Origin of the sequence: Streptomyces sp. NPDC088725, from assembly GCF_044751305.1 — a bacterium.
GTDB lineage: Bacteria > Actinomycetota > Actinomycetes > Streptomycetales > Streptomycetaceae > Streptomyces.
This window is the reverse complement of the sequence record NZ_JBIVLO010000006.1, coordinates 145,125-163,325: the sequence shown is the minus strand read 5'-3', so window position 1 is coordinate 163,325 and position 18,201 is coordinate 145,125. Positions and strand designations below refer to the sequence as shown.

General features: G+C 70.0%; 16 protein-coding genes. 6 read left to right on the top strand and 10 right to left on the bottom strand.

Going from position 1 to position 18,201, the window contains the following annotated elements:
• The first annotated feature begins 135 nt into the window (after nucleotides 1-135).
• From ACIP6N_RS17065 to ACIP6N_RS17045, 5 genes are all read left to right on the top strand, one after another.
• Nucleotides 136-900: an IclR family transcriptional regulator gene (locus tag ACIP6N_RS17065; RefSeq protein WP_401816444.1), complete on the top strand. Its 765-nt coding sequence runs from the start codon at nucleotides 136-138 to the stop codon at nucleotides 898-900.
• A gap of 234 nt (nucleotides 901-1,134) precedes the next feature.
• Nucleotides 1,135-1,923, top strand: a complete 789-nt coding sequence (locus tag ACIP6N_RS17060; protein ID WP_401816442.1) for an MIP/aquaporin family protein — start codon at nucleotides 1,135-1,137, stop codon at nucleotides 1,921-1,923.
• Between the two features lie 40 nt (nucleotides 1,924-1,963).
• Nucleotides 1,964-3,517 carry a glycerol kinase GlpK gene (glpK, locus tag ACIP6N_RS17055; RefSeq protein WP_401816441.1) on the top strand — a complete coding sequence of 518 codons (1,554 nt, stop codon included), beginning with the start codon at nucleotides 1,964-1,966 and terminating at the stop codon, nucleotides 3,515-3,517.
• Between the two features lie 53 nt (nucleotides 3,518-3,570).
• On the top strand, nucleotides 3,571-5,181 hold the full coding sequence (locus ACIP6N_RS17050) for an FAD-dependent oxidoreductase (protein ID WP_401816440.1): 1,611 nt from the start codon (nucleotides 3,571-3,573) through the stop codon (nucleotides 5,179-5,181).
• A gap of 103 nt (nucleotides 5,182-5,284) precedes the next feature.
• Nucleotides 5,285-5,956 (top strand): FadR/GntR family transcriptional regulator, encoded by a 672-nt coding sequence (locus ACIP6N_RS17045; RefSeq protein WP_401816439.1) that lies wholly within the window; start codon nucleotides 5,285-5,287, stop codon nucleotides 5,954-5,956.
• Nucleotides 5,957-6,038: 82 nt separating this feature from the next.
• Here ACIP6N_RS17045 and ACIP6N_RS17040 read toward each other — a convergent pair whose 3' ends face one another.
• From ACIP6N_RS17040 to ACIP6N_RS17020, 5 genes are all read right to left on the bottom strand, one after another.
• A complete protein-coding gene (locus ACIP6N_RS17040) occupies nucleotides 6,039-7,067 on the bottom strand; it encodes an ABC transporter permease (protein ID WP_401816437.1) in 1,029 nt (342 codons plus the stop codon).
• Complete coding sequence (locus ACIP6N_RS17035) at nucleotides 7,064-8,593, bottom strand: sugar ABC transporter ATP-binding protein (protein WP_401816436.1); 1,530 nt, start codon at nucleotides 8,591-8,593, stop codon at nucleotides 7,064-7,066. Before ACIP6N_RS17035 ends, ACIP6N_RS17040 begins: the two co-directional genes overlap by 4 nt.
• A gap of 1 nt (nucleotide 8,594) precedes the next feature.
• Nucleotides 8,595-9,668 carry a sugar ABC transporter substrate-binding protein gene (locus tag ACIP6N_RS17030; protein ID WP_401816435.1) on the bottom strand — a complete coding sequence of 358 codons (1,074 nt, stop codon included), beginning with the start codon at nucleotides 9,666-9,668 and terminating at the stop codon, nucleotides 8,595-8,597.
• A gap of 72 nt (nucleotides 9,669-9,740) precedes the next feature.
• Nucleotides 9,741-10,532, bottom strand: a complete 792-nt coding sequence (locus ACIP6N_RS17025; protein WP_401816434.1) for an SDR family NAD(P)-dependent oxidoreductase — start codon at nucleotides 10,530-10,532, stop codon at nucleotides 9,741-9,743.
• Nucleotides 10,532-11,851, bottom strand: a complete 1,320-nt coding sequence (locus tag ACIP6N_RS17020) for an enolase C-terminal domain-like protein (protein ID WP_401816433.1) — start codon at nucleotides 11,849-11,851, stop codon at nucleotides 10,532-10,534. Before ACIP6N_RS17020 ends, ACIP6N_RS17025 begins: the two co-directional genes overlap by 1 nt.
• Before the next feature lie 250 nt (nucleotides 11,852-12,101).
• Here ACIP6N_RS17020 and ACIP6N_RS17015 point away from each other — a divergent pair, with 250 nt between their 5' ends.
• Nucleotides 12,102-13,124: a PAC2 family protein gene (locus ACIP6N_RS17015; protein ID WP_401816432.1), complete on the top strand. Its 1,023-nt coding sequence runs from the start codon at nucleotides 12,102-12,104 to the stop codon at nucleotides 13,122-13,124.
• A gap of 103 nt (nucleotides 13,125-13,227) precedes the next feature.
• Here ACIP6N_RS17015 and mshC read toward each other — a convergent pair whose 3' ends face one another.
• The 5 genes from mshC to ACIP6N_RS16990 form a co-directional block, all read right to left on the bottom strand.
• On the bottom strand, nucleotides 13,228-14,457 hold the full coding sequence (gene mshC / locus ACIP6N_RS17010; protein WP_401816431.1) for a cysteine--1-D-myo-inosityl 2-amino-2-deoxy-alpha-D-glucopyranoside ligase: 1,230 nt from the start codon (nucleotides 14,455-14,457) through the stop codon (nucleotides 13,228-13,230).
• Nucleotides 14,458-14,598: 141 nt separating this feature from the next.
• A complete protein-coding gene (locus ACIP6N_RS17005) occupies nucleotides 14,599-15,465 on the bottom strand; it encodes an alpha/beta fold hydrolase (protein ID WP_401816429.1) in 867 nt (288 codons plus the stop codon).
• Between the two features lie 536 nt (nucleotides 15,466-16,001).
• Nucleotides 16,002-16,829, bottom strand: coding sequence for an SCO1664 family protein (locus ACIP6N_RS17000; protein ID WP_401816427.1), 828 nt, complete (start codon nucleotides 16,827-16,829; stop codon nucleotides 16,002-16,004).
• Nucleotides 16,793-17,383 (bottom strand): DUF3090 domain-containing protein, encoded by a 591-nt coding sequence (locus tag ACIP6N_RS16995; RefSeq protein ID WP_401816426.1) that lies wholly within the window; start codon nucleotides 17,381-17,383, stop codon nucleotides 16,793-16,795. The genes ACIP6N_RS17000 and ACIP6N_RS16995 overlap by 37 nt, the downstream gene beginning before the upstream one ends.
• A gap of 109 nt (nucleotides 17,384-17,492) precedes the next feature.
• Nucleotides 17,493-18,179 carry a histidine phosphatase family protein gene (locus ACIP6N_RS16990; protein WP_401816424.1) on the bottom strand — a complete coding sequence of 229 codons (687 nt, stop codon included), beginning with the start codon at nucleotides 18,177-18,179 and terminating at the stop codon, nucleotides 17,493-17,495.
• Nucleotides 18,180-18,201 lie beyond the last annotated feature (22 nt).

Here is an 18,201-nt window from a genome sequence, read left to right as displayed (position 1 = left end):
CGGAAGCCGCCTGTCGCGGCGCCGGGGACACTCCGTTCCGCGGTCTACTGGTGGACTCTTCCGACGGTGAGGTGACGGTCGGCATAGGCCGATACTGTTCAGCATTGTCGAACTGCATGAGGGAGGGGCGGACCGATGGCGAAGAACATCCAGTCGCTGGAGCGAGCCGCGGCGGTGCTGCGGCTGCTCGCGGGCGGCGAGCGCCGGCTGGGCCTGTCCGACATCGCTTCCTCGCTGGGCCTGGCCAAGGGCACGGCGCACGGCATCCTGCGCACGCTCCAGGCGGAGGGCTTCGTCGAACAGGACCCGTCGTCCGGCCGCTACCAGCTGGGGGCCGAGCTGCTGCGGCTCGGGAACAGCTACCTGGACGTGCACGAGCTGCGCTCGCGCGCCCTGGTCTGGACGGACGATCTGGCGAGGTCCAGCGGGGAGAGCGTCCATCTGGGGGTGGTGCACAAGCAGGGCGTCCTCGTCGTTCACCACGTGTTCCGCCCGGACGACAGCCGGCAGGTGCTCGAGGTCGGCGCGATGCAGCCGCTGCACTCCACGGCGCTGGGCAAGGTGCTGTCGGCGTACGACCCGGTGGCGCACAGCGAGGCCGTCGAGACGGAGCTCACCGCCTTCACCGCGCGGACCGTCACCGGCCTGGAGGCGTTCGAGTCCATCCTCGGACTGACCAGGGCGCGCGGCTGGGCGTCCGACGTGGAGGAGACCTGGGAGGGCGTCGCCGCGGTGGCCGCGCCCATCCACGACCGGCGGCGGATGCCGGTCGGAGCCATAGCCGTCACCGGTGCGGTGGAACGGATCTGCACGGCGGGAGAGCCGCGCCCCGAGCTGATCACGGCGGTCCGGGAATGCGCGAGGGCGGTTTCCAGAGATCTCGGCGCCGGGCGGTTCTGACCCGGAAGGCGGATGACCGGCGGGGAGCGAGGTTCCCGACTGCCGGACCCTTGACGGCGTGTTGCCAGCAGGACAACACTGCCGATCACCGGTCGACATTGTCGAACGCCTTTCGGCCATTCGCGTTAGGGTGTGACAGTGCCAACGGCCGGGAACGCCCTCACCTGAGGGCTCGGTCCGGCGGTGCGAGCCGGCGGCCCGGCTCCCCCTGGACGAAGGACAAAGGAGTCTCGGGTGTCCAGCCTGGATATCTTCATCGGCGAGACCACCGGTACCGCCATCCTGATCCTGCTCGGTGGTGGCGTGGTCGCCGCCGTCACTCTCAAGCGTTCCAAGGCACTCGACGCCGGCTGGCTGGCCATCACTTTCGGCTGGGGCTTCGCCGTACTGACCGGCGCCTATCTCGCGGCCGGTGTCTCCGGCGCTCAGCTCAACCCCGCCGTCACCCTCGCCCTGGCGATCGAGGGCGGCACCAAGTGGAGCGACGTACCGCTCTATCTGGGCTCCGAGCTGCTGGGCGCGATGATCGGTGCTTTCCTGGTATGGGTGGTCTACATGGGCCAGTTCACGGCTCATCTGACCGACCCGGAGATCATCGGGGCACAGCCCGGGGTGGAGGGACTCGTCGACCAGGAGGCGGCGCCCACCGCGGGACCGGTCCTCGGCATCTTCTCCACGGGTCCCGAGATCAGGAACGTCGTGCAGAACGTACTGACCGAATTCGTCGCCACGTTCGTCCTCGTCATCGCGATTCTGACGCAGGGCCTGAACGGCGCGGGCAACGGGCTCGGCACGCTCGGCGTGCTGATCACGGCACTCGTCGTGGTGGCCATCGGTCTCTCGCTGGGCGGTCCCACCGGGTACGCCATCAACCCGGCCAGGGACCTCGGCCCGCGTATCGTGCACGCGCTGCTGCCGCTGCCCAACAAGGGCGGCTCCGACTGGAGCTACGCGTGGATACCGGTTGTCGCACCGCTGATCGGCGGTGCGGCCGCGGGCGGGTTCTACAACCTCGCCTTCTAGCGAGCCCCTTTTCCCTTCGCACCGAGCAGGAGCAGACACCGTGAGCGACGCACAGAGCACCGGGACTTCCTCCCACGGGACGGGACCGTTCATCGCGGCCATCGACCAAGGGACCACATCGAGCCGCTGCATCGTCTTCGACGTCGACGGCCGCATCGTGGCCGTCGACCAGAAGGAACACGAGCAGATCTTCCCCAAGCCGGGCTGGGTCGAACACAACGCCAGGGAAATCTGGACCAATGTCCAGGAAGTCGTGGCGAACGCCATCGAGAAGGCCGGCATCACCTCGGCCGACGTGCTGGCCATCGGCATCACCAACCAGCGCGAGACCACCATGCTCTGGGACAAGAACACCGGTGAGCCCGTCCACAACGCCATCGTCTGGCAGGACACCCGTACCGACGCCCTCTGCCGGGAACTCGGCCGCAACGTCGGCCAGGACCGCTTCAGGCGCGAGACCGGTCTGCCGCTCGCGAGCTACTTCGCGGGACCCAAGGCGCGCTGGCTGCTGGACAACGTCGAGGGGCTGCGCGAGCGGGCCGAGCGGGGCGACATCCTCTTCGGCACCATGGACTCCTGGGTCATCTGGAATCTGACCGGCGGCACCGACGGCGGCGTCCACGTCACGGACGTCACCAACGCCTCCCGCACGATGCTGATGCGGCTGGACAACCTCCAGTGGGACCCGAAGATCTGCGCCTCCATCGGGGTGCCGATGGAGATGCTGCCGGAGATCCGGTCCTCGTCCGAGGTGTACGGCAACGCCAAGGGCGGCGCCCTCGACGGCATCCCCGTCGCCTCCGCGCTCGGGGACCAGCAGGCGGCCCTGTTCGGCCAGACCTGTTTCGCCGAGGGCGAGGCCAAGTCCACGTACGGCACCGGCACGTTCATGCTGATGAACACCGCCGAGAAGCCCGTCAACTCGTACAACGGCCTGCTGACCACGGTCGGCTACCGCATCGGCGACAAGAAGGCGGTGTACGCCCTGGAGGGCTCCATCGCCGTCACCGGGTCGCTGGTGCAGTGGATGCGTGACCAGATGGGCCTGATCAACTCCGCCGCCGAGATCGAGACGCTGGCGTCCTCGGTCGAGGACAACGGCGGCGCGTACTTCGTACCGGCCTTCTCGGGCCTCTTCGCCCCGCACTGGCGCTCGGACGCCCGCGGGGTGATCGCGGGACTGACCGGCTACGTGACCAAGGCGCACATCGCCCGCGCGGTGCTGGAGGCCACGGCCTGGCAGACCCGCGAGATCAGTGACGCCATGACCAAGGACTCCGGCGTCGAGCTGACCTCGCTCAAGGTCGACGGCGGCATGACCTCCAACAACCTGCTGATGCAGACGCTCTCCGACGTCCTGGACGCGCCGGTGGTGCGTCCGATGGTCGCGGAGACCACCTGTCTCGGCGCCGCCTACGCGGCGGGGCTCGCGGTGGGCTTCTGGCCGGACACCGACGCGCTGCGCGCCAACTGGCGCCGGGCGGCGGAGTGGACGCCGCACATGGACGCGACGGTGCGCGACCGCGAGTACAAGAACTGGCTCAAGGCCGTGGAACGGACCAAGGGCTGGCTGGACGAGTCCGACGACAGCTGACCGCTGACAAGCAGCGCGGCTGCCGAACGCAAGACAGTGACGAGGAGTCAAGAATGAGCACCCTGCAGAGCGCCCCCGCACTGGGGACGCACCCGGCCGGCGGTACTCTGCCGAGCCGTGCCGAGACCCGGGAACAGTTGTCCAGGGCGACCTACGACCTCCTGGTGGTCGGCGGCGGCATCCTGGGCATCTCCACGGCCTGGCATGCCTCCCAGTCCGGGCTGCGGGTGGCTCTGGTGGACGGTGGCGACTTCGCGGGCGCCACCTCCTCCGCGTCCTCCAAGCTGCTCCACGGCGGACTGCGCTACCTGCAGACCGGCGCGGTGAAGCTGGTCGCCGAGAACCACTTCGAGCGGCGTGCGGTGTCCAGCCAGGTGGCACCGCACCTCGCCAACCCGCTCACCTTCTATCTGCCGGTCTACGAGGGCGGACCGCACAGCGCGGCCAAACTCGGCGCAGGCGTCTTCGCCTACTCCGCGCTCTCCGCGTTCGGTGACGGCGTCGGCCATGTCATCAGCCCGGCGAAGGCCCGGCGCGCCGTGCCCGAGCTGCGTACGAACGGCCTGAAGGCCGTGGCCGTGTACGGCGACGACCAGATGAACGACGCCAGGATGGCCCTGATGACGGTCCGCGCCGCGGTCGAGTCCGGCGCCACCGTCCTGAACCACGCCCATGTCACCGGGCTGCGCTTCACCGGCGGCCGGGTGACGGGCGCCGAGCTGCGGGACAGGACGGACGGCTCGGAGTTCGGGGTCGACGCCCGTCTCGTACTGAACGCGACCGGACCGTGGGTCGACCACCTGCGGAAGCTGGAGAACGCGGGCGCGGAACCCTCCATCCGGCTCTCCAAGGGCGCCCACCTGGTCCTCAGGCGCACCGCGCCGTGGAACGCGGCGCTCGCGACCCCGATCGACAAGTACCGCATCACCTTCGCCCTCCCCTGGGAGGACATGCTGCTGCTCGGTACGACGGACGAGGCGTACGAGGGCGAGCCCGGCGATGTCGCGGTCAACGAGAAGGACATCCAGCAGATCCTGGACGAGGCCTCGCTGTCCGTGCGCGACCAGCAGCTGTCGCGCGATCTGATCACGTACTCCTTCGCCGGTCTGCGGGTGCTGCCCGGCGGTCCCGGCGACACCTCCAAGGCCAGGCGCGAGACGGTCGTGACCGAGGGCCCCCGCGGGATGCTGTCGGTGGCGGGCGGAAAGTGGACAACGTTCCGCCACATCGGCCGCATGGTGATGACCAAGCTGGCGCAGTTGCCGGGCCACCCGCTCGCCGACAACATGGAGCCGATCTCCGACCTGCCCAAGAAGATGCCGCTGCCCGGAATCTCCAACCCGCACGCGGTCGCCCACCGGCTGATGATCGACGGCGGCGGCACGGGCCCGTCCATGGCGCCGGACACCGCCCGCCATCTCGCCACCCACTACGGCTCGCTGGCCTTCGACGTCGTACGGCTGGCGAACGAGCACCCGGAGCTGGGCGAACGGATGCACCCGGAGGCCCCGGAGATCTGGGCGCAGGCCGTCTACGCCCGCGACCACGAATGGGCCGAGACGGCGGACGACGTACTGCGCCGCCGTACGACGCTGACGATCCGCGGGCTCGCCACCGACGGGATACGCGCCAGGGTCGAGGACCTGCTGGGCAAGCGGGACTGACGGCCGCGCGGAAGAGGGACGGGTCCCTGGCCGGGAGCCGTCCCTCTTCCGCGTCCGGCGACGCATAATGGGAGCCGATACATCGGATGTATGGAGGTCGCCCATGGCTGTCACCGACGAGGCCATAGAGAAGATCAAGGGAATGATCGTCTCCGGCGCGCTGCGCCCCGGCGACCGCCTCCCCAAGGAGAGCGAACTCGCCGCAGAACTCGGCCTGTCCCGCAACTCGCTGCGCGAGGCGGTGCGCGCCCTGTCGCTCATCCGCATCCTCGATGTACGGCAGGGCGACGGCACGTACGTCACCAGCCTCGACCCGCAACTGCTGCTCGAAGCGCTGAGCTTCGTCGTGGACTTCCACCGGGACGACACCGTGCTGGAGTTCCTGGCGGTCCGCAGGATCCTGGAGCCGGCCGCGACGGCGATGGCGAGCGCCCGGATCACGGAGGCGGATCTCGACAAGCTGAGCGGGCAGCTGGACGCGCTGGGCGACGAGCCCTCCGTGGAGCAACTGGTCGCCTCCGACCTGGAGTTCCACCGGGGCATCGTGCAGGCGTCGGGCAACTCGGTGCTCTGCTCACTGCTCGACGGGCTGTCCGGGCCCACCACCAGGGCCCGCATCTGGCGCGGACTGACCCAGGAGGACGCGGTCAGCCGTACGCTCCACGAGCACCGTGCCATCCTCGCCGCGCTGCGCGACCGGGACGCCGACGCGGCGCGGTCCTGGGCGACCGTGCACGTCGCGAGCGTGGAGATGTGGCTCAGATCGACGCTGTGAAGGCCCCGCCAAGACGCTCCGGAAGGCCGCACGCGCCGCGGCCCCGGGATCCGTGACGGATCCCGGGGCCGCGGCGCGAGGCTCAGTCCTGCTTCTCGCCGCTCGCGAACCGCGAGATGACCAGCGCGACGATGATGATCGCGCCGTTGAGGAACTGGTTCCAGAGCGCGGGCACCCCGCCCAGCGTCATCACGTTGACCACCAGCTGGAGGGTCAGCACACCCGTCAGCGCGCCGAACAGCGTGCCGCGTCCGCCCTTGAGGCTGATGCCGCCGATGACGGCGGCGGCGAAGACCTGGAAGATCCAGCCGTTGCCCTGGTTGGCCGCGACCGAGCCGTAGTGACCGGTGTAGAGGACACCGGCGAAGGCCGCGAGCAGCCCGCCGATCGCCAGCACGATCCAGGTGATCCTGTCCACCCGGATACCGGCGGCGCGCGCCGCCTCCGGGTTGCCGCCGATGGCGTACAGCGCACGCCCGTAGCGCAGCCAGGCCAGCGCCGCGCCGCCGACGGCGAACAGCGCCAGACAGATCCAGACGGCGGCCGGGGCCCCCAGCCAGTCGGTCTTGCCGAGGTAGCGGAAGGACTCCGGGACGTCGGTGATCGACTTGCCCTCGGTGATGCCGATCTGCAGCCCGCGCAGCATGGTGAGCATGCCGAGGGTGGCGATGAAGCCGTTGACGCGCAGCTTGAGCATCAGGAAGCCGTTGATGGCCCCGATGGCCACACCGGCCAGCAGGCACAGCGGGATGGCCGTCCACTCGGGCAGCAGGCCGAGCCCGGCGAAGCGGCCGCCCTCGGTGGGGAGCACCAGCCACATGGCGATGACCGGCGCGATGCCGATCGTCGATTCCAGGGACAGGTCCATCCGGCCGCAGATCAGGATCAGCGCCTGGCCGAGCACCAGCAGGCTCAGCTCGGAGGACTGCTGGACGACGCTGATCAGGTTGTTGGAGGTCAGGAAGACCGGCGAGACGATGAAGCCGATCACCAGCAGGACGAGGATCACCGGCACGAGCGAGAAGTCGCTCCACCTGATGAGCTTCAGCCTGCCGCGCGGCCCCGCGCTCCTGGCCTCGTCCACCGCCGGCGGACGCATTGTCTCGGTCATTCCCGCTCCCCCACACCTTCCATGGCGGCGACCAGTTCCCGGTCGGTCCACCCACTCCCGAACGTGGCGACGACGCGCCCGTGGAACAGGGCGAGCACCCGGTCGCACACCCGCAGATCGTCCAGCTCGTCCGAGATGATCACGGCCGCGCTGCCTTCGTCCGCCACTCTGCGTACGACGCCGAGCAGCGAGTCCTTCGATTTCACGTCGACGCCCGCGGTGGGGCGTACGGCCACCAGCGCGCTGGGGTTGCGGGCCAGCGCACGCGCGACCACGACCTTCTGCTGGTTGCCTCCGGACAGTCCGGTGACCGGCTGCTCGGGCCCGGTGGTCTTGATGTCCAGCGAGTCGATCATGGACCGTGCGAACTCCCGTGTGCGGGAGGGCAGTACGGTCCCCCAGGGACCGAGCTGGTCGGCGACCGTCAGGGTGGCGTTCTCGGCGACACTGCGCTGCGGGACCAGCCCCTGGAGGTGTCTGTCCTCGGGGATGTAGCCGATCCCGGCGTCCAGGGCATGCGGGACGCTGCCCGGCTTGACCGTCCTGCCGTGCATCGAGACGCGTCCCGAGGTCGCCGCCTTCATCCCGACCAGGATCTCGCCGAGCGCGGTGTTGCCACTGGCCGCGGCTCCGGCCACGCCCAGCACCTCACCGGGCCGCACGGCGAGATCGAGCGGCTCGAACTCGCCTTCCAGGGCGAGCCCTTCGGTGCGCAGGACCGGCTCGGCCGACTCGTCGGGCACGGCCGCGTCCGACGCGTGCCAGGCGGCAGCGGCGCTCGCGGACTCGCCGGTCATCGCCGACACCAGCTCCGTCTTGGAGAGTTCGGCGACCGGCGCGGTCAGCACGTGCCGGGCGTCGCGGTAGACGGTGACGGTGGCGCACAGCTCGTACACCTCTTGCAGGTGGTGCGAGATGAAGAGGAACGCCACTCCCTGGCTCTGGAGTTCGCGCAGCTTCTCGAAGAGCCGGTGGATGCCGCGCGCGTCGAGCTGCGCCGTCGGCTCGTCCAGGACGATCAGGCGGGCCCCGAAGGACAGCGCCCGCGCGATCTCCACGAACTGCCGCTGCTCGATGGGGAGGTCCTTGGCCCGGACGCCGGGGTCGACCTCGACCCCGTACCCGGCGAGCAGTTCCTGTGCCCGTTTGCGCAGGCCGCGCCAGCTGATGAAGCGGCCGCTTCCGGACTCGCCGAGGCCGTAGTTGTTCAGGAACAGGTTCTCGGCGACGGTCAGATCGGGGACGACCATGGACTTCTGGTAGACGCAGGCGATCTTGGACTGCCAGGCCGCGGTGTCGCCGAAGGCGGGCGCGGGCTCGCCGCCGAAGGTCACCTTCCCCTCGTCGGGGCTGTGCAGCCCGGTGAGGACGCTGACCAGGGTGGACTTGCCCGCGCCGTTGCGTCCGACGAGCGCGTGGGACTCACCGGGCCTGACCGTGAGCCGGACACCGTCGAGCGCCACGGTGGGACCGAAGCGCTTGACGATGCCTTCCGCGTGTACCGCGGCGGGTGCTGCCAGTTCCATGTCAGCTCTTCTTGTCCAGCTGGTTGGCCCACAGCTTGGCGTCGTCCACGTTGTCCTTGGTCACCAGGGGCGCCGGGAGCTGGTCCTCGAAGCCGTTGGGGATCTTGATGATGGTGGAGTCGTGGTCGGTGGGACCGGCCTTGGGCTTCTTCCCGGCGAGGGCGTCCTTGGCGTACTCCAGCGCGTACTTGGCGTACAGGTCGGCCGGCTGGGAGACGGTCGCGTCGATCTTCCCGGACCGGATCGCGTCGAACTCCTGCGGGATGCCGTCGTTGGAGATGATGGTGATGTGGCCCTCGGTGCCGGGGGCCTTCAGCAGCTTCTTCTGCTCCAGCAGCGCCAGCGTCGGCTGGAGGAAGACCCCGCCCGCCTGCATGTAGATGCCGTTGAGGTCGGGGTTGGCGGCCAGCGTGGACTGGAGCTTGGCCGAGGCCACGTCGCCCGCCCAGTTGGTGACCAGCTCGAAGACCTTGATGCCGGGGAAGTTCTTGTCCATGCAGGCCTTGAACGCCTCCGAGCGGTCACGGCCGTTGATGGAGGAGAGGTCGCCCTGGAACTCCGCGACCTTCCCCTTGCCCTTGAGCTGCTTGCCGAGGTACTGGCAGGCCTGCTCGCCGTACGCGCGGTTGTCTGCCCGCACGACCATGTAGACCTGCCCCTTGTCCGGGCGGGTGTCCACGCTGATGACCGGGATCTTCTTCTTGTTCAGCGTCTGGAGCGTCTCGGCTATCGCACCGGTGTCCTGCGGGGCCATGACGACGGCCTTGGCGCCCTGGTCCGTCAGCGCCTGCACGTTGGAGACCAGCTTGCCGATGTCGTTCTGCGAGTTCGTCAGCGGCAGCGCGTCGACCACACCGTCCTTGACGCCCTTGGTCACGTACTGCTGGTAGGAATTCCAGAAGTCGCTGTCGCTGCGCGGCAGATCGATCCCGACCTTGCCACCGCCCGCCGCACCACTCGATTCCTCACGGTTGCAGCCCGCCAGGGCCGTCACGGCGAGCAGTACGGCGCAGGCGGCCGCACCCGTCGTGCGCAGCCGGCCGAGTGGGGGTCGCCCCACGGAGTTTCGCAGCATGGATGTCCCGTCCTTGGGCTTGAGTGGTGTCGGCTCTGGTGGTGGGGGCTTTGGGGCTTTTTCGCGGGGGGCTCAGGTGGTGGGGCGCAGGCGCAGGCCCTGCATCCCGCCGTCGACCGCCAGCGCCGTTCCTGTGACGGCGGAGGCGGCGGGTCCCGCGAGGTACGCGACGGCCGCGGCGACCTCGTCCGCGCTGACCAGCCGTCCCGACGGCTGGCGGGCGGCGAGCGCGGCGCGTTCGGCCTCGGGGTCGGGCGCGGAGTCCAGCAGCCGGCCGACCCACGGTGTGTCGGCGGTGCCGGGGTTGACGCAGTTGACGCGGACGCCCTCGCGGATGTGGTCGGCGGCCATCGCCAGGGTGAGGGAGAGGACCGCGCCCTTGCTCGCGCTGTAGAGCGCGCGCTGCGGCAGTCCCGCGGTGGCGGCGATGGAGCAGGTGTGGGTGATCGAGACGCAGCCCGGCCGGTCCTGGGCCGCGCGCCGCAGGTGCGGCAGCGCGTGGCGGGCGGTGCGGACCATGCCGAGGACGTTGATGTCGAGGACGCGGTGCCACTCGTCGTCGGCGTTGTCGGCGACGGTGCCCTGCGCGCCGATGCCCGCGTTGGAGACGACCGTGTGCAGCGCGCCGAACTCGGCGGCCGCCGCGTCCACGGCCGTCTTCACGGCGGCGTCGTCGGTGACGTCAGCCGTGAGCGCCAGCGTCCCGTCCGGCGCGCCCGCGGTCTCCCTGTCCAGTACCGCGACGCGGGCGCCCCGCGCGAGCAGCAGCGTCGCGATGGCCGCGCCGATGCCGGAGGCGCCGCCGGTCACCAGGGCGCTGAGCCCGTCGAAGTCCTTCAGCTGTGACTGGGGTTGGACCGCCATTACGAACTGACCTCCTGGGTGGTGCGGCGGGCCTGCCAGACGGGCCCGTCGGGATAGCTGTGTTCGGCGATCGACGCGGGGAGCATCCTGGCGGAGAAGCCGGGGGCGCTCGGGGTCCGGTACCGGCCGTTGACGATGACCGTGGGGTCCTCGAAGTGCTCGTGGAGATGGTCGACGTACTCGATGATCCGGTCGTCCCAGCTGCCGGAGACGGCGACGTAGTCGAACATCGAGAGGTGCTGGACCAGTTCGCACAGTCCCACGCCGCCCGCGTGCGGGCAGACGGGCACCGCGTACTTGGCCGCGAGCAGCAGGATCGCCAGGTTCTCGTTGACGCCGGCGACCCGGGCCGCGTCGATCTGGACGAAGTCGACGGCGCCGGCCTGGAGCAGCTGCTTGAAGACGACGCGGTTGGCGACGTGCTCGCCGGTGGCGACCTTGACCGGCTGGCCCGCCCGGATCGCGGCGTGGCCGAGGATGTCGTCGGGGCTGGTGGGTTCCTCGATCCAGTGCGGGTCGTACGGCGCGAGCGCCGACATCCAGTGCAGCGCCTGCGCGACGTCCCAGCGCTGGTTGGCGTCGACGGCGATCCGGATGTCGGGGCCGACGGCGGAGCGGGCCAGCTTCATCCGCCGGACGTCGTCGTCGAGGTCACCGCCGACCTTCAGCTTGATCTGCCGGAAGCCGTCGGCGACCGCCTGCTCCGCGAGGGTGACCAGCTTGGTGTCGGAGTAGCCGAGCCAGCCGGGCGAGGTGGTGTACGCGGGGTAGCCCTCGGCCCGCAGCCGTTCGGCGCGCTCCGCGCGGCCCGGCTCCGCCGCGCGGAGGACGGCCAGCGCCTCTTCGGGGGTGAGGGCGTCCGTCAGATAGCGGAAGTCGACGAGTGAGACCAGCTCTTCCGGCGTCATCCCGGCCAGGAACTCCCAGACCGGCTTGCCCGCGTTCTTGGCCGCCAGGTCCCAGGCCGCGTTGACGACGGCGCCCGCGGCCATGTGCATCACGCCCTTCTCCGGGCCGAGCCAGCGCAGTTGCGAGTCGTGGGTCAGCTCGAAGTAGAGCGCGGCGAGATCGGCCGCGGTGTGCGGGGCCGGGCGTCCGACGACGTAGGGGCGCAGCGCCTCGATGGCCGCCGCGGTGACCTCGTTGCCGCGCCCGATGGTGAAGCAGAAGCCGTGACCCTCCGAGCCGTTCGTGGTACGCAGGACCACGTAAGCGGCCGAGTAGTCGGGGTCCGGGTTCATCGCGTCGGAGCCGTCGAGCTGTTCCGAGGTGGGAAAACGGATGTCGAAAACCTCGAACCCCGTGACGGTCGGACTCATGCACGCTCCCCTGAAGAACATCGGACCTCTTTCGGTCATCCGATGTATAGCGTCGCTGACGCCCAAACGTCCAGAGCTGGACAGAAAATCGCCCGCACAGCTCGGATGAATAGGGCAACAAACCCCTCGGCTTCCCGGACTGTGCCCCACCGCGGGGAAGTTCACCCGGCCGTGAACAGTGCTGCGGGGCGCGACCCGGAAAGCCGTAAGGTTGGTCCGTAGTCAAGAGAACTTCGGAAGGAGGCACCGTGTGATCGAGCTCGAGGGGGTACCCGAGCTGATCGACCCGGTCATGGTGGCCGCGTTCGAGGGCTGGAACGACGCGGGCGACGCGGCCTCCACAGCGGTCGGTCATCTGGACCGGGAGTGGAAGGGCGAGGTGTTCGCGGCGCTCGACGCCGAGGACTACTACGACTTCCAGGTCAACAGGCCGACGGTGTACCTGGACGACGGCGCGCGCAAGATCGTCTGGCCCACCACCAGGCTCTCCGTGGTCCGGGTCGGCGGGGACACCCCGCGCGACCTGGTACTGGTCCGCGGGATCGAGCCGTCCATGCGCTGGCGCTCCTTCTGCAACGAGATCCTGGGCTTCGCCCATGAGCTGGGCGTGGAGATGGTCGTCATCCTGGGCGCGCTGCTCGGCGACACGCCGCACACCAGGCCCGTGCCTGTCAGCGGAATGACGTCCGACGCGGACCTCGCCAGGACGATGGATCTGGAGGAGACGCGGTACGAGGGGCCGACGGGCATCGTCGGCATCCTCCAGGAGGCGTGCACGCACGCGGGCGTGCCCGCGATCAGTCTGTGGGCGGCCGTGCCGCACTACGTGTCGCAGCCGCCCAACCCGAAGGCGACGCTGGCGCTCCTCAACCGTCTCGAGGACCTGATCGGTCTGCGGATCCCGCTGGGTGAACTGGCCGAGGACGCCCGCGCCTGGCAGCTGGGCGTGGACCAACTGGCCGCCGAGGACAGCGAAGTGGCGGAGTACGTCCAGTCGCTGGAGGAGGCCAGGGACACCGCGGAGCTGCCCGAGGCGTCGGGCGAGGCCATCGCCCGCGAGTTCGAGCGGTATCTGCGCAGGCGCGAGGGGAGTCCCGGACAGTCCGGTGGCGGTCACGCCACGGAGACCGGCGACAGCGCGTTTCTGCGCGACTCGTCCGGTGGCCGCGGCCGGCCGCCGAGAACGCCGCGCGGGGGCCCGGAGACCGGTCAGGAACCCGACAAGGGGCCCCGGTCCGAGCCGGACGACGAGGATGATTCATCCGATGACTGACGCCTTCGAGGACTGACGTCTTTCCCGGACGCGGCGAAGACACGTGAGGGGGCGGCACCCACCGGTGCCGCCCCCTCACGTATGTCCTCTTCGTGGCGCTCCCTCAGAGCGCTACGCCGAGCAGCGCGTCGACGGCGCGTGAGACCACGCCGGTCGCGCCCTCTTCCGTACCTCCGGTGGACTGCTGCGACTGTGCCCATCGGTCGACGGCGGCCAGCGCCGCCGGGGAGTCCAGGTCGTCCGCGAGCGCGGTACGGATCTCCTCCACGAGCGCGTCGGCGGAGGGCCCGTCCGGGCGCGAGACCGCGGCCCGCCAGCGGCCGAGGCGGTCCACGGCGTCCTGGAGCACCTGGTCCGTCCACTCCCAGTCCGACCGGTAGTGGTTGGCGAGCAGGGCGAGCCGGATGGCCGCCGGGTCGACGCCGGCCTTGCGCAGGGTGGACACGAAGACGAGGTTGCCCTTGGACTTGGACATCTTCTCGCCGTCCAGGCCGACCATGCCGGCGTGTACGTACGCCTGTGCGAACGGGTGCTCGCCGGTCAGCACCTGCGCGTGCGAGGCGCCCATTTCGTGGTGCGGGAAGGCCAGATCGCTGCCGCCGCCCTGGACGTCGAAGTTCATGCCGAGGTGGTCGAGGGCGATGGCCACACACTCGATGTGCCAGCCGGGCCTGCCGGGAGGCAGGGTGCCGCCGTCCCAGCTCGGCTCGCCGGGCCGTGCGGCCAGCCAGAGGATCGGGTCGAGGGGGTTCTTCTTGCCCGGGCGCTCGGGGTCGCCGCCGCGCTCGGCGGACAGCAGCCGCATCGCCTCGGCGTCGAGCCCGGAGACCTCGCCGAAGTGCGGGTCGGCGGCCACCGAGAAGTAGATGTCGCCGTCGAGGTCGTACGCGGCACCGGCGTCGAGCAGCCGCTCCACCAGCGGCACGATGCCCGGTATGGCCTCGACGGCACCGATGTAGTGCTGGGGCGGCAGCATGCGCAGTGCGGTCATGTCCTCACGGAAGAGCGCGGTCTCACGCTCCGCGAGGGCGACCCAGTCCTCGCCGTCGCGCTGAGCGCGCTCCAGCAGCGGATCGTCCACGTCGGTCACGTTCTGGACGTAGTGCACCTGCCGCTTCGTGTCCAGCCAGACCCGCTGAACGAGGTCGAACGCGTTGTAGGTGGCCGCGTGACCGATGTGGGTGGCGTCGTACGGGGTGATGCCGCAGACATAGATGCGGGCGACAGGACCGGGCTCGAGGGTCACTCGGCCGTCTGTCGAGGTGTCATGAATCCTGAGGTCGCGACCCTTGCCGGGCAGGGCGGGGACCTCGGAAGCGGGCCAGGCATACATGCCATGAGCGTAACCGGCTGGAAGCTCCGGATACGAACCGGATAGAAGGTACGGGTCCGGATACGGTCGGGTCCCGGCGAAGGCACGGCCCCCGCGTCCGCCCCGGAGGACGGAGCGCGGCGGGATCCGTGTCCGCCGCGGCTACACGCCGGTCTTGTCGAGGAAGGAGCCGATCAGTTCGCCGGCCTCGTCGAGAGAGCTTTCGAGGAGGAAGTGACCGCCGTCGAGCAGGTGGACCTGGGCCTCGGGGAGGTCTCCGTGGAAGGCCTCCGCCCCGGCCGGACCGAAGATGGGGTCGTTCTTGCCCCAGACGGCGAGCAGCGGCGGCCGGTGCGTACGGAAGTACTCGTGCACCGCCGGATAGAGCGGCGAGTTGGTGGCGTAGTCACGGAACAGCGCGAGCTGGATGAGGTCGTTGCCGGGGCGCGACAGCAACTGGTAGTCGTGATTCCAGGTGTCGGGGCTGACCAGTGTCTCGTCGGGCACACCGGTGAGGTACTGCCACTTCGTCATCGTGAGCGAGAGCGCGGAGCGGATGGCGGCCTCGGTGTCCGGGGTCTGCTCGCGCTGGTAGTCCCAGACGGTCTTCCAGAAGCTCTCGACGAATCCGCTGTCGTAGGCGTTGCCGTTCTGGCTGATGATCGCGGTGATCGAGTCGGGATCGCCGAGGGCCAGCCGCCACCCGATGGGTGCCCCGTAGTCCTGCACGTACATGGCGTAGCGGGTGATGCCGAGCTGGTCGAGCAGGCCCTTCGTGAGGCCGGTCAACGCGTCGAAGGTGTAGGTGAACTCATTCACGGACGGCGCGTCCGAGAGCCCGAAGCCGAGGTGGTCGGGCGCGATGACGTGGTGATTCCCGGCCAGTTCCGGGATGAGACCGCGGAACATGAACGAGCTGGTCGGGAAGCCGTGCAGAAGAACGACCGCGGGGGCGTCGGCGGGTCCCGCCTCCCGGTAGAAGATCCGCTGCCCGTCGACGGTCGCGTAACGGTGATGAACGACGTTCATGGCTGACCCCTTTGATTGTTTTGGCGGTTACACCCAAAGGTCGGATCAAGCACTCGGATTGCAGGGTCACGACGGACCGTGTACGGAAATCCACAACCCTGCGAGGTCGCCGCGACGGAGGGGTATCCGCTCACGATCGGCCGTGCGACCTTGGGGTCGGACGAACGCCGAGATGGTCGATACGGCGCGTTCTCCCTGGTAGGGCCGCTCAGTCGGCGCCGCGCTCGCGTCGTCAGTGATGCCCGCATGGCGTACGCGGCCTCGATGAGCGGAGCCTCGTACGCGTCGTGGAGCATTTCCGCTTCGCCCCGCGATCGACAACGAGAACCGTCCGGTCTTTCCACGACGGCACCGACGGATTTTCTCCTCCGTCATGCCCCTGATTCCACCTTAGCGACCTCCCCGCCACCCGCTCTTCCCCGATCATGGAATTCCGTCACCACGGACAGGGATTGACGAGCGGCCCCGGAAGGGCGTCCGACATCGCATTCACACATAACCCGGGCGCCCGCATCTCAGGGGGCGCGGCCGCGACGTTAAATCGGAGGCCAGGGAATGGCGGGCCACTGCCCCGAGGGCTGCGGATGGCGCCCCGTGCCGCGCAGTTCACGGACCCGGGCGCGGACGGCTTCCGTCTCGGCCGGCGTGATCAGTCCGGCCAGCCGGACGGCGAGCGGCGCGTCGGGCGCGAGGACTTCCTCCAGGCGGGCCAGTACCTCCAGGGCCTCCGCGGTGAGCGGTTCGCCCGCCCAGCCCCACAGGAGGGTGCGCAGCTTGTCCTCGACGTTGAAGGTGACGCCGTGGTCGATCGCGTAGAGCCGCCCCTCGGGCCCGGGGAGCAGGTGGCCGCCCTTGCGGTCACCGTTGTTGATCACCGCGTCGAGCACCGCGAGGCGGCGCAGCCGCTCGTCGTCGGCGTGCACCAGCAGGGCTGTCCGCCCCTCCCCGACCTCGGCGAAGCCGACCGCCTTCCAGCCCTCGCCCGGCTCCTCCTCCTCGACGAGCGCGAGCAGCGAGGTCGCGTCCTCGTCGCCCCCGGGCTCGATCCACAGCTGGCACATGCCTTCGCCGTACGGCCCTTCACGCAGCACGGTGGGCGGTACGAGGTCCCAGCCGGTCGCCTCGGAGACCTCGTACGCCGCCACCTCGCGCTGGGCGAGTGTGCCGTCGGGGAAGTCCCACAGCGGCCGCTCGCCCGCGACGGGCTTGTAGACGCAGTGCGCTTCCCGGCCCTCGTAGGAGAGGGAGCAGTAGAGCACCGCGTTCGACGCGTCAGCGACCCGTCCGCGCACGGTCAGTTCGCCCTTGGCGAGCAGATCCACCGTGGTCACACTCCGCGGCGGTATCCGTTCTGGCGCGGGCATACGTGTCCTTCCGGATCGAGCGGCAGGCTGCACAGCGGGCACGGCGGCCGGCCCGCGTTGACCACGTCCAGAGCGCGCTTGGCGAAGGCGCGCGCCTGCGCGCCCGACAGCCGCACGCGGAGCATGGGCGGGCCGTTCTCCTCGTCCTGCAGCAACCGCTCCTCGGCATCGGCGAGCGCCTCGTCCGTCTCGGCGTCGAGTTCGACGAGCGCCTGCGCCTCGACGATCATGCGCTGCTCGTCGCCGTCCCACGCCAGCGCCATCGTGCCGACCCGGAACTCCTCCTCGACGGGAGCGTCCAGCGGTGCGGAATCGGTGACGTCGGAGGGGGCCACGGCCGGGACCGGCGCATTGCCGCCGGTACGGCGGACCACTTCGTCCAGCAGCTCGTCTATCCGCTCAGCGAGGGCTGCCACCTGCGTTTTCTCCAGAGCGACGCTGGTCACGCGCCCTGCGGCGGAAGCCTGCAGGAAGAACGTACGGCGTCCAGGCAGCCCGACCGTACCGGCCACGAAGCGGTCCGGCGGATCGTAGAGGTACACCTGACGGGACACGTCCTGTCTCCCTTGGGAAGTGGCGGAAAAGAAAAGGGGGCGGGCCGGGGTCCCCGGGAGGATCCCCCAGATCGCGCGGACGGCGCGTCCACCCTACTGCGCCGAGCGATCACGGTGCTCCCGCGCCGCCCCCTACGACCCCCGTACCGCCACTTGTCTCCTCGCGCGGCGCGAAGCCGCTGAAGTCGCCGGTGTCGCCGATCCGCATCACGAACGGGCTGAGCCGGGTGTAGCGGATGGCCGTGACGGAGCACGGATCCACGTGGATCCGCTGGAAGAGGTCGAGGTGCATCCCCAGGGCGTCGGCGATGACCGACTTGATGATGTCTCCGTGCGAGCACATCACGAAGACGGCGTTCTCGCCGTGCTCCTCCTCGACGCGCGCGTTCCACTCCCGTACGGCCTCGACGGAGCGGGCCTGCATGGCGCGCATGGACTCGCCGCCGGGAAACGCGGCTGCGGAGGGGTGGCGCTGGACGACGGACATCAGCGGCTCGTCGTTCAGCTCGGAGAGCTTGCGGCCCGTCCAGTCGCCGTAGTCGCACTCGCCGATGCGCTCGTCGGGGTGAACCTCCAGCTCCGGCCTGGCGTCCAGCAGCGGCCGCAGGGTCTCCCGGCACCGCTGGAGCGGGCTGGTGACAGCGGTGACCAGCGGCACCCCGGCCAGCCGCCCGGGCAGCGCGGCGGCCTGCGCGGCGCCGCGCTCGTCGAGGGCGACGCCGGGCGTCCAGCCCGCGAGCAGGCCCGCGGTGTTGGCGGTGGACCGTCCATGACGTACGAGTATCAGCGTGGCCATGTCCGTCAGCCTAAGCCGGACG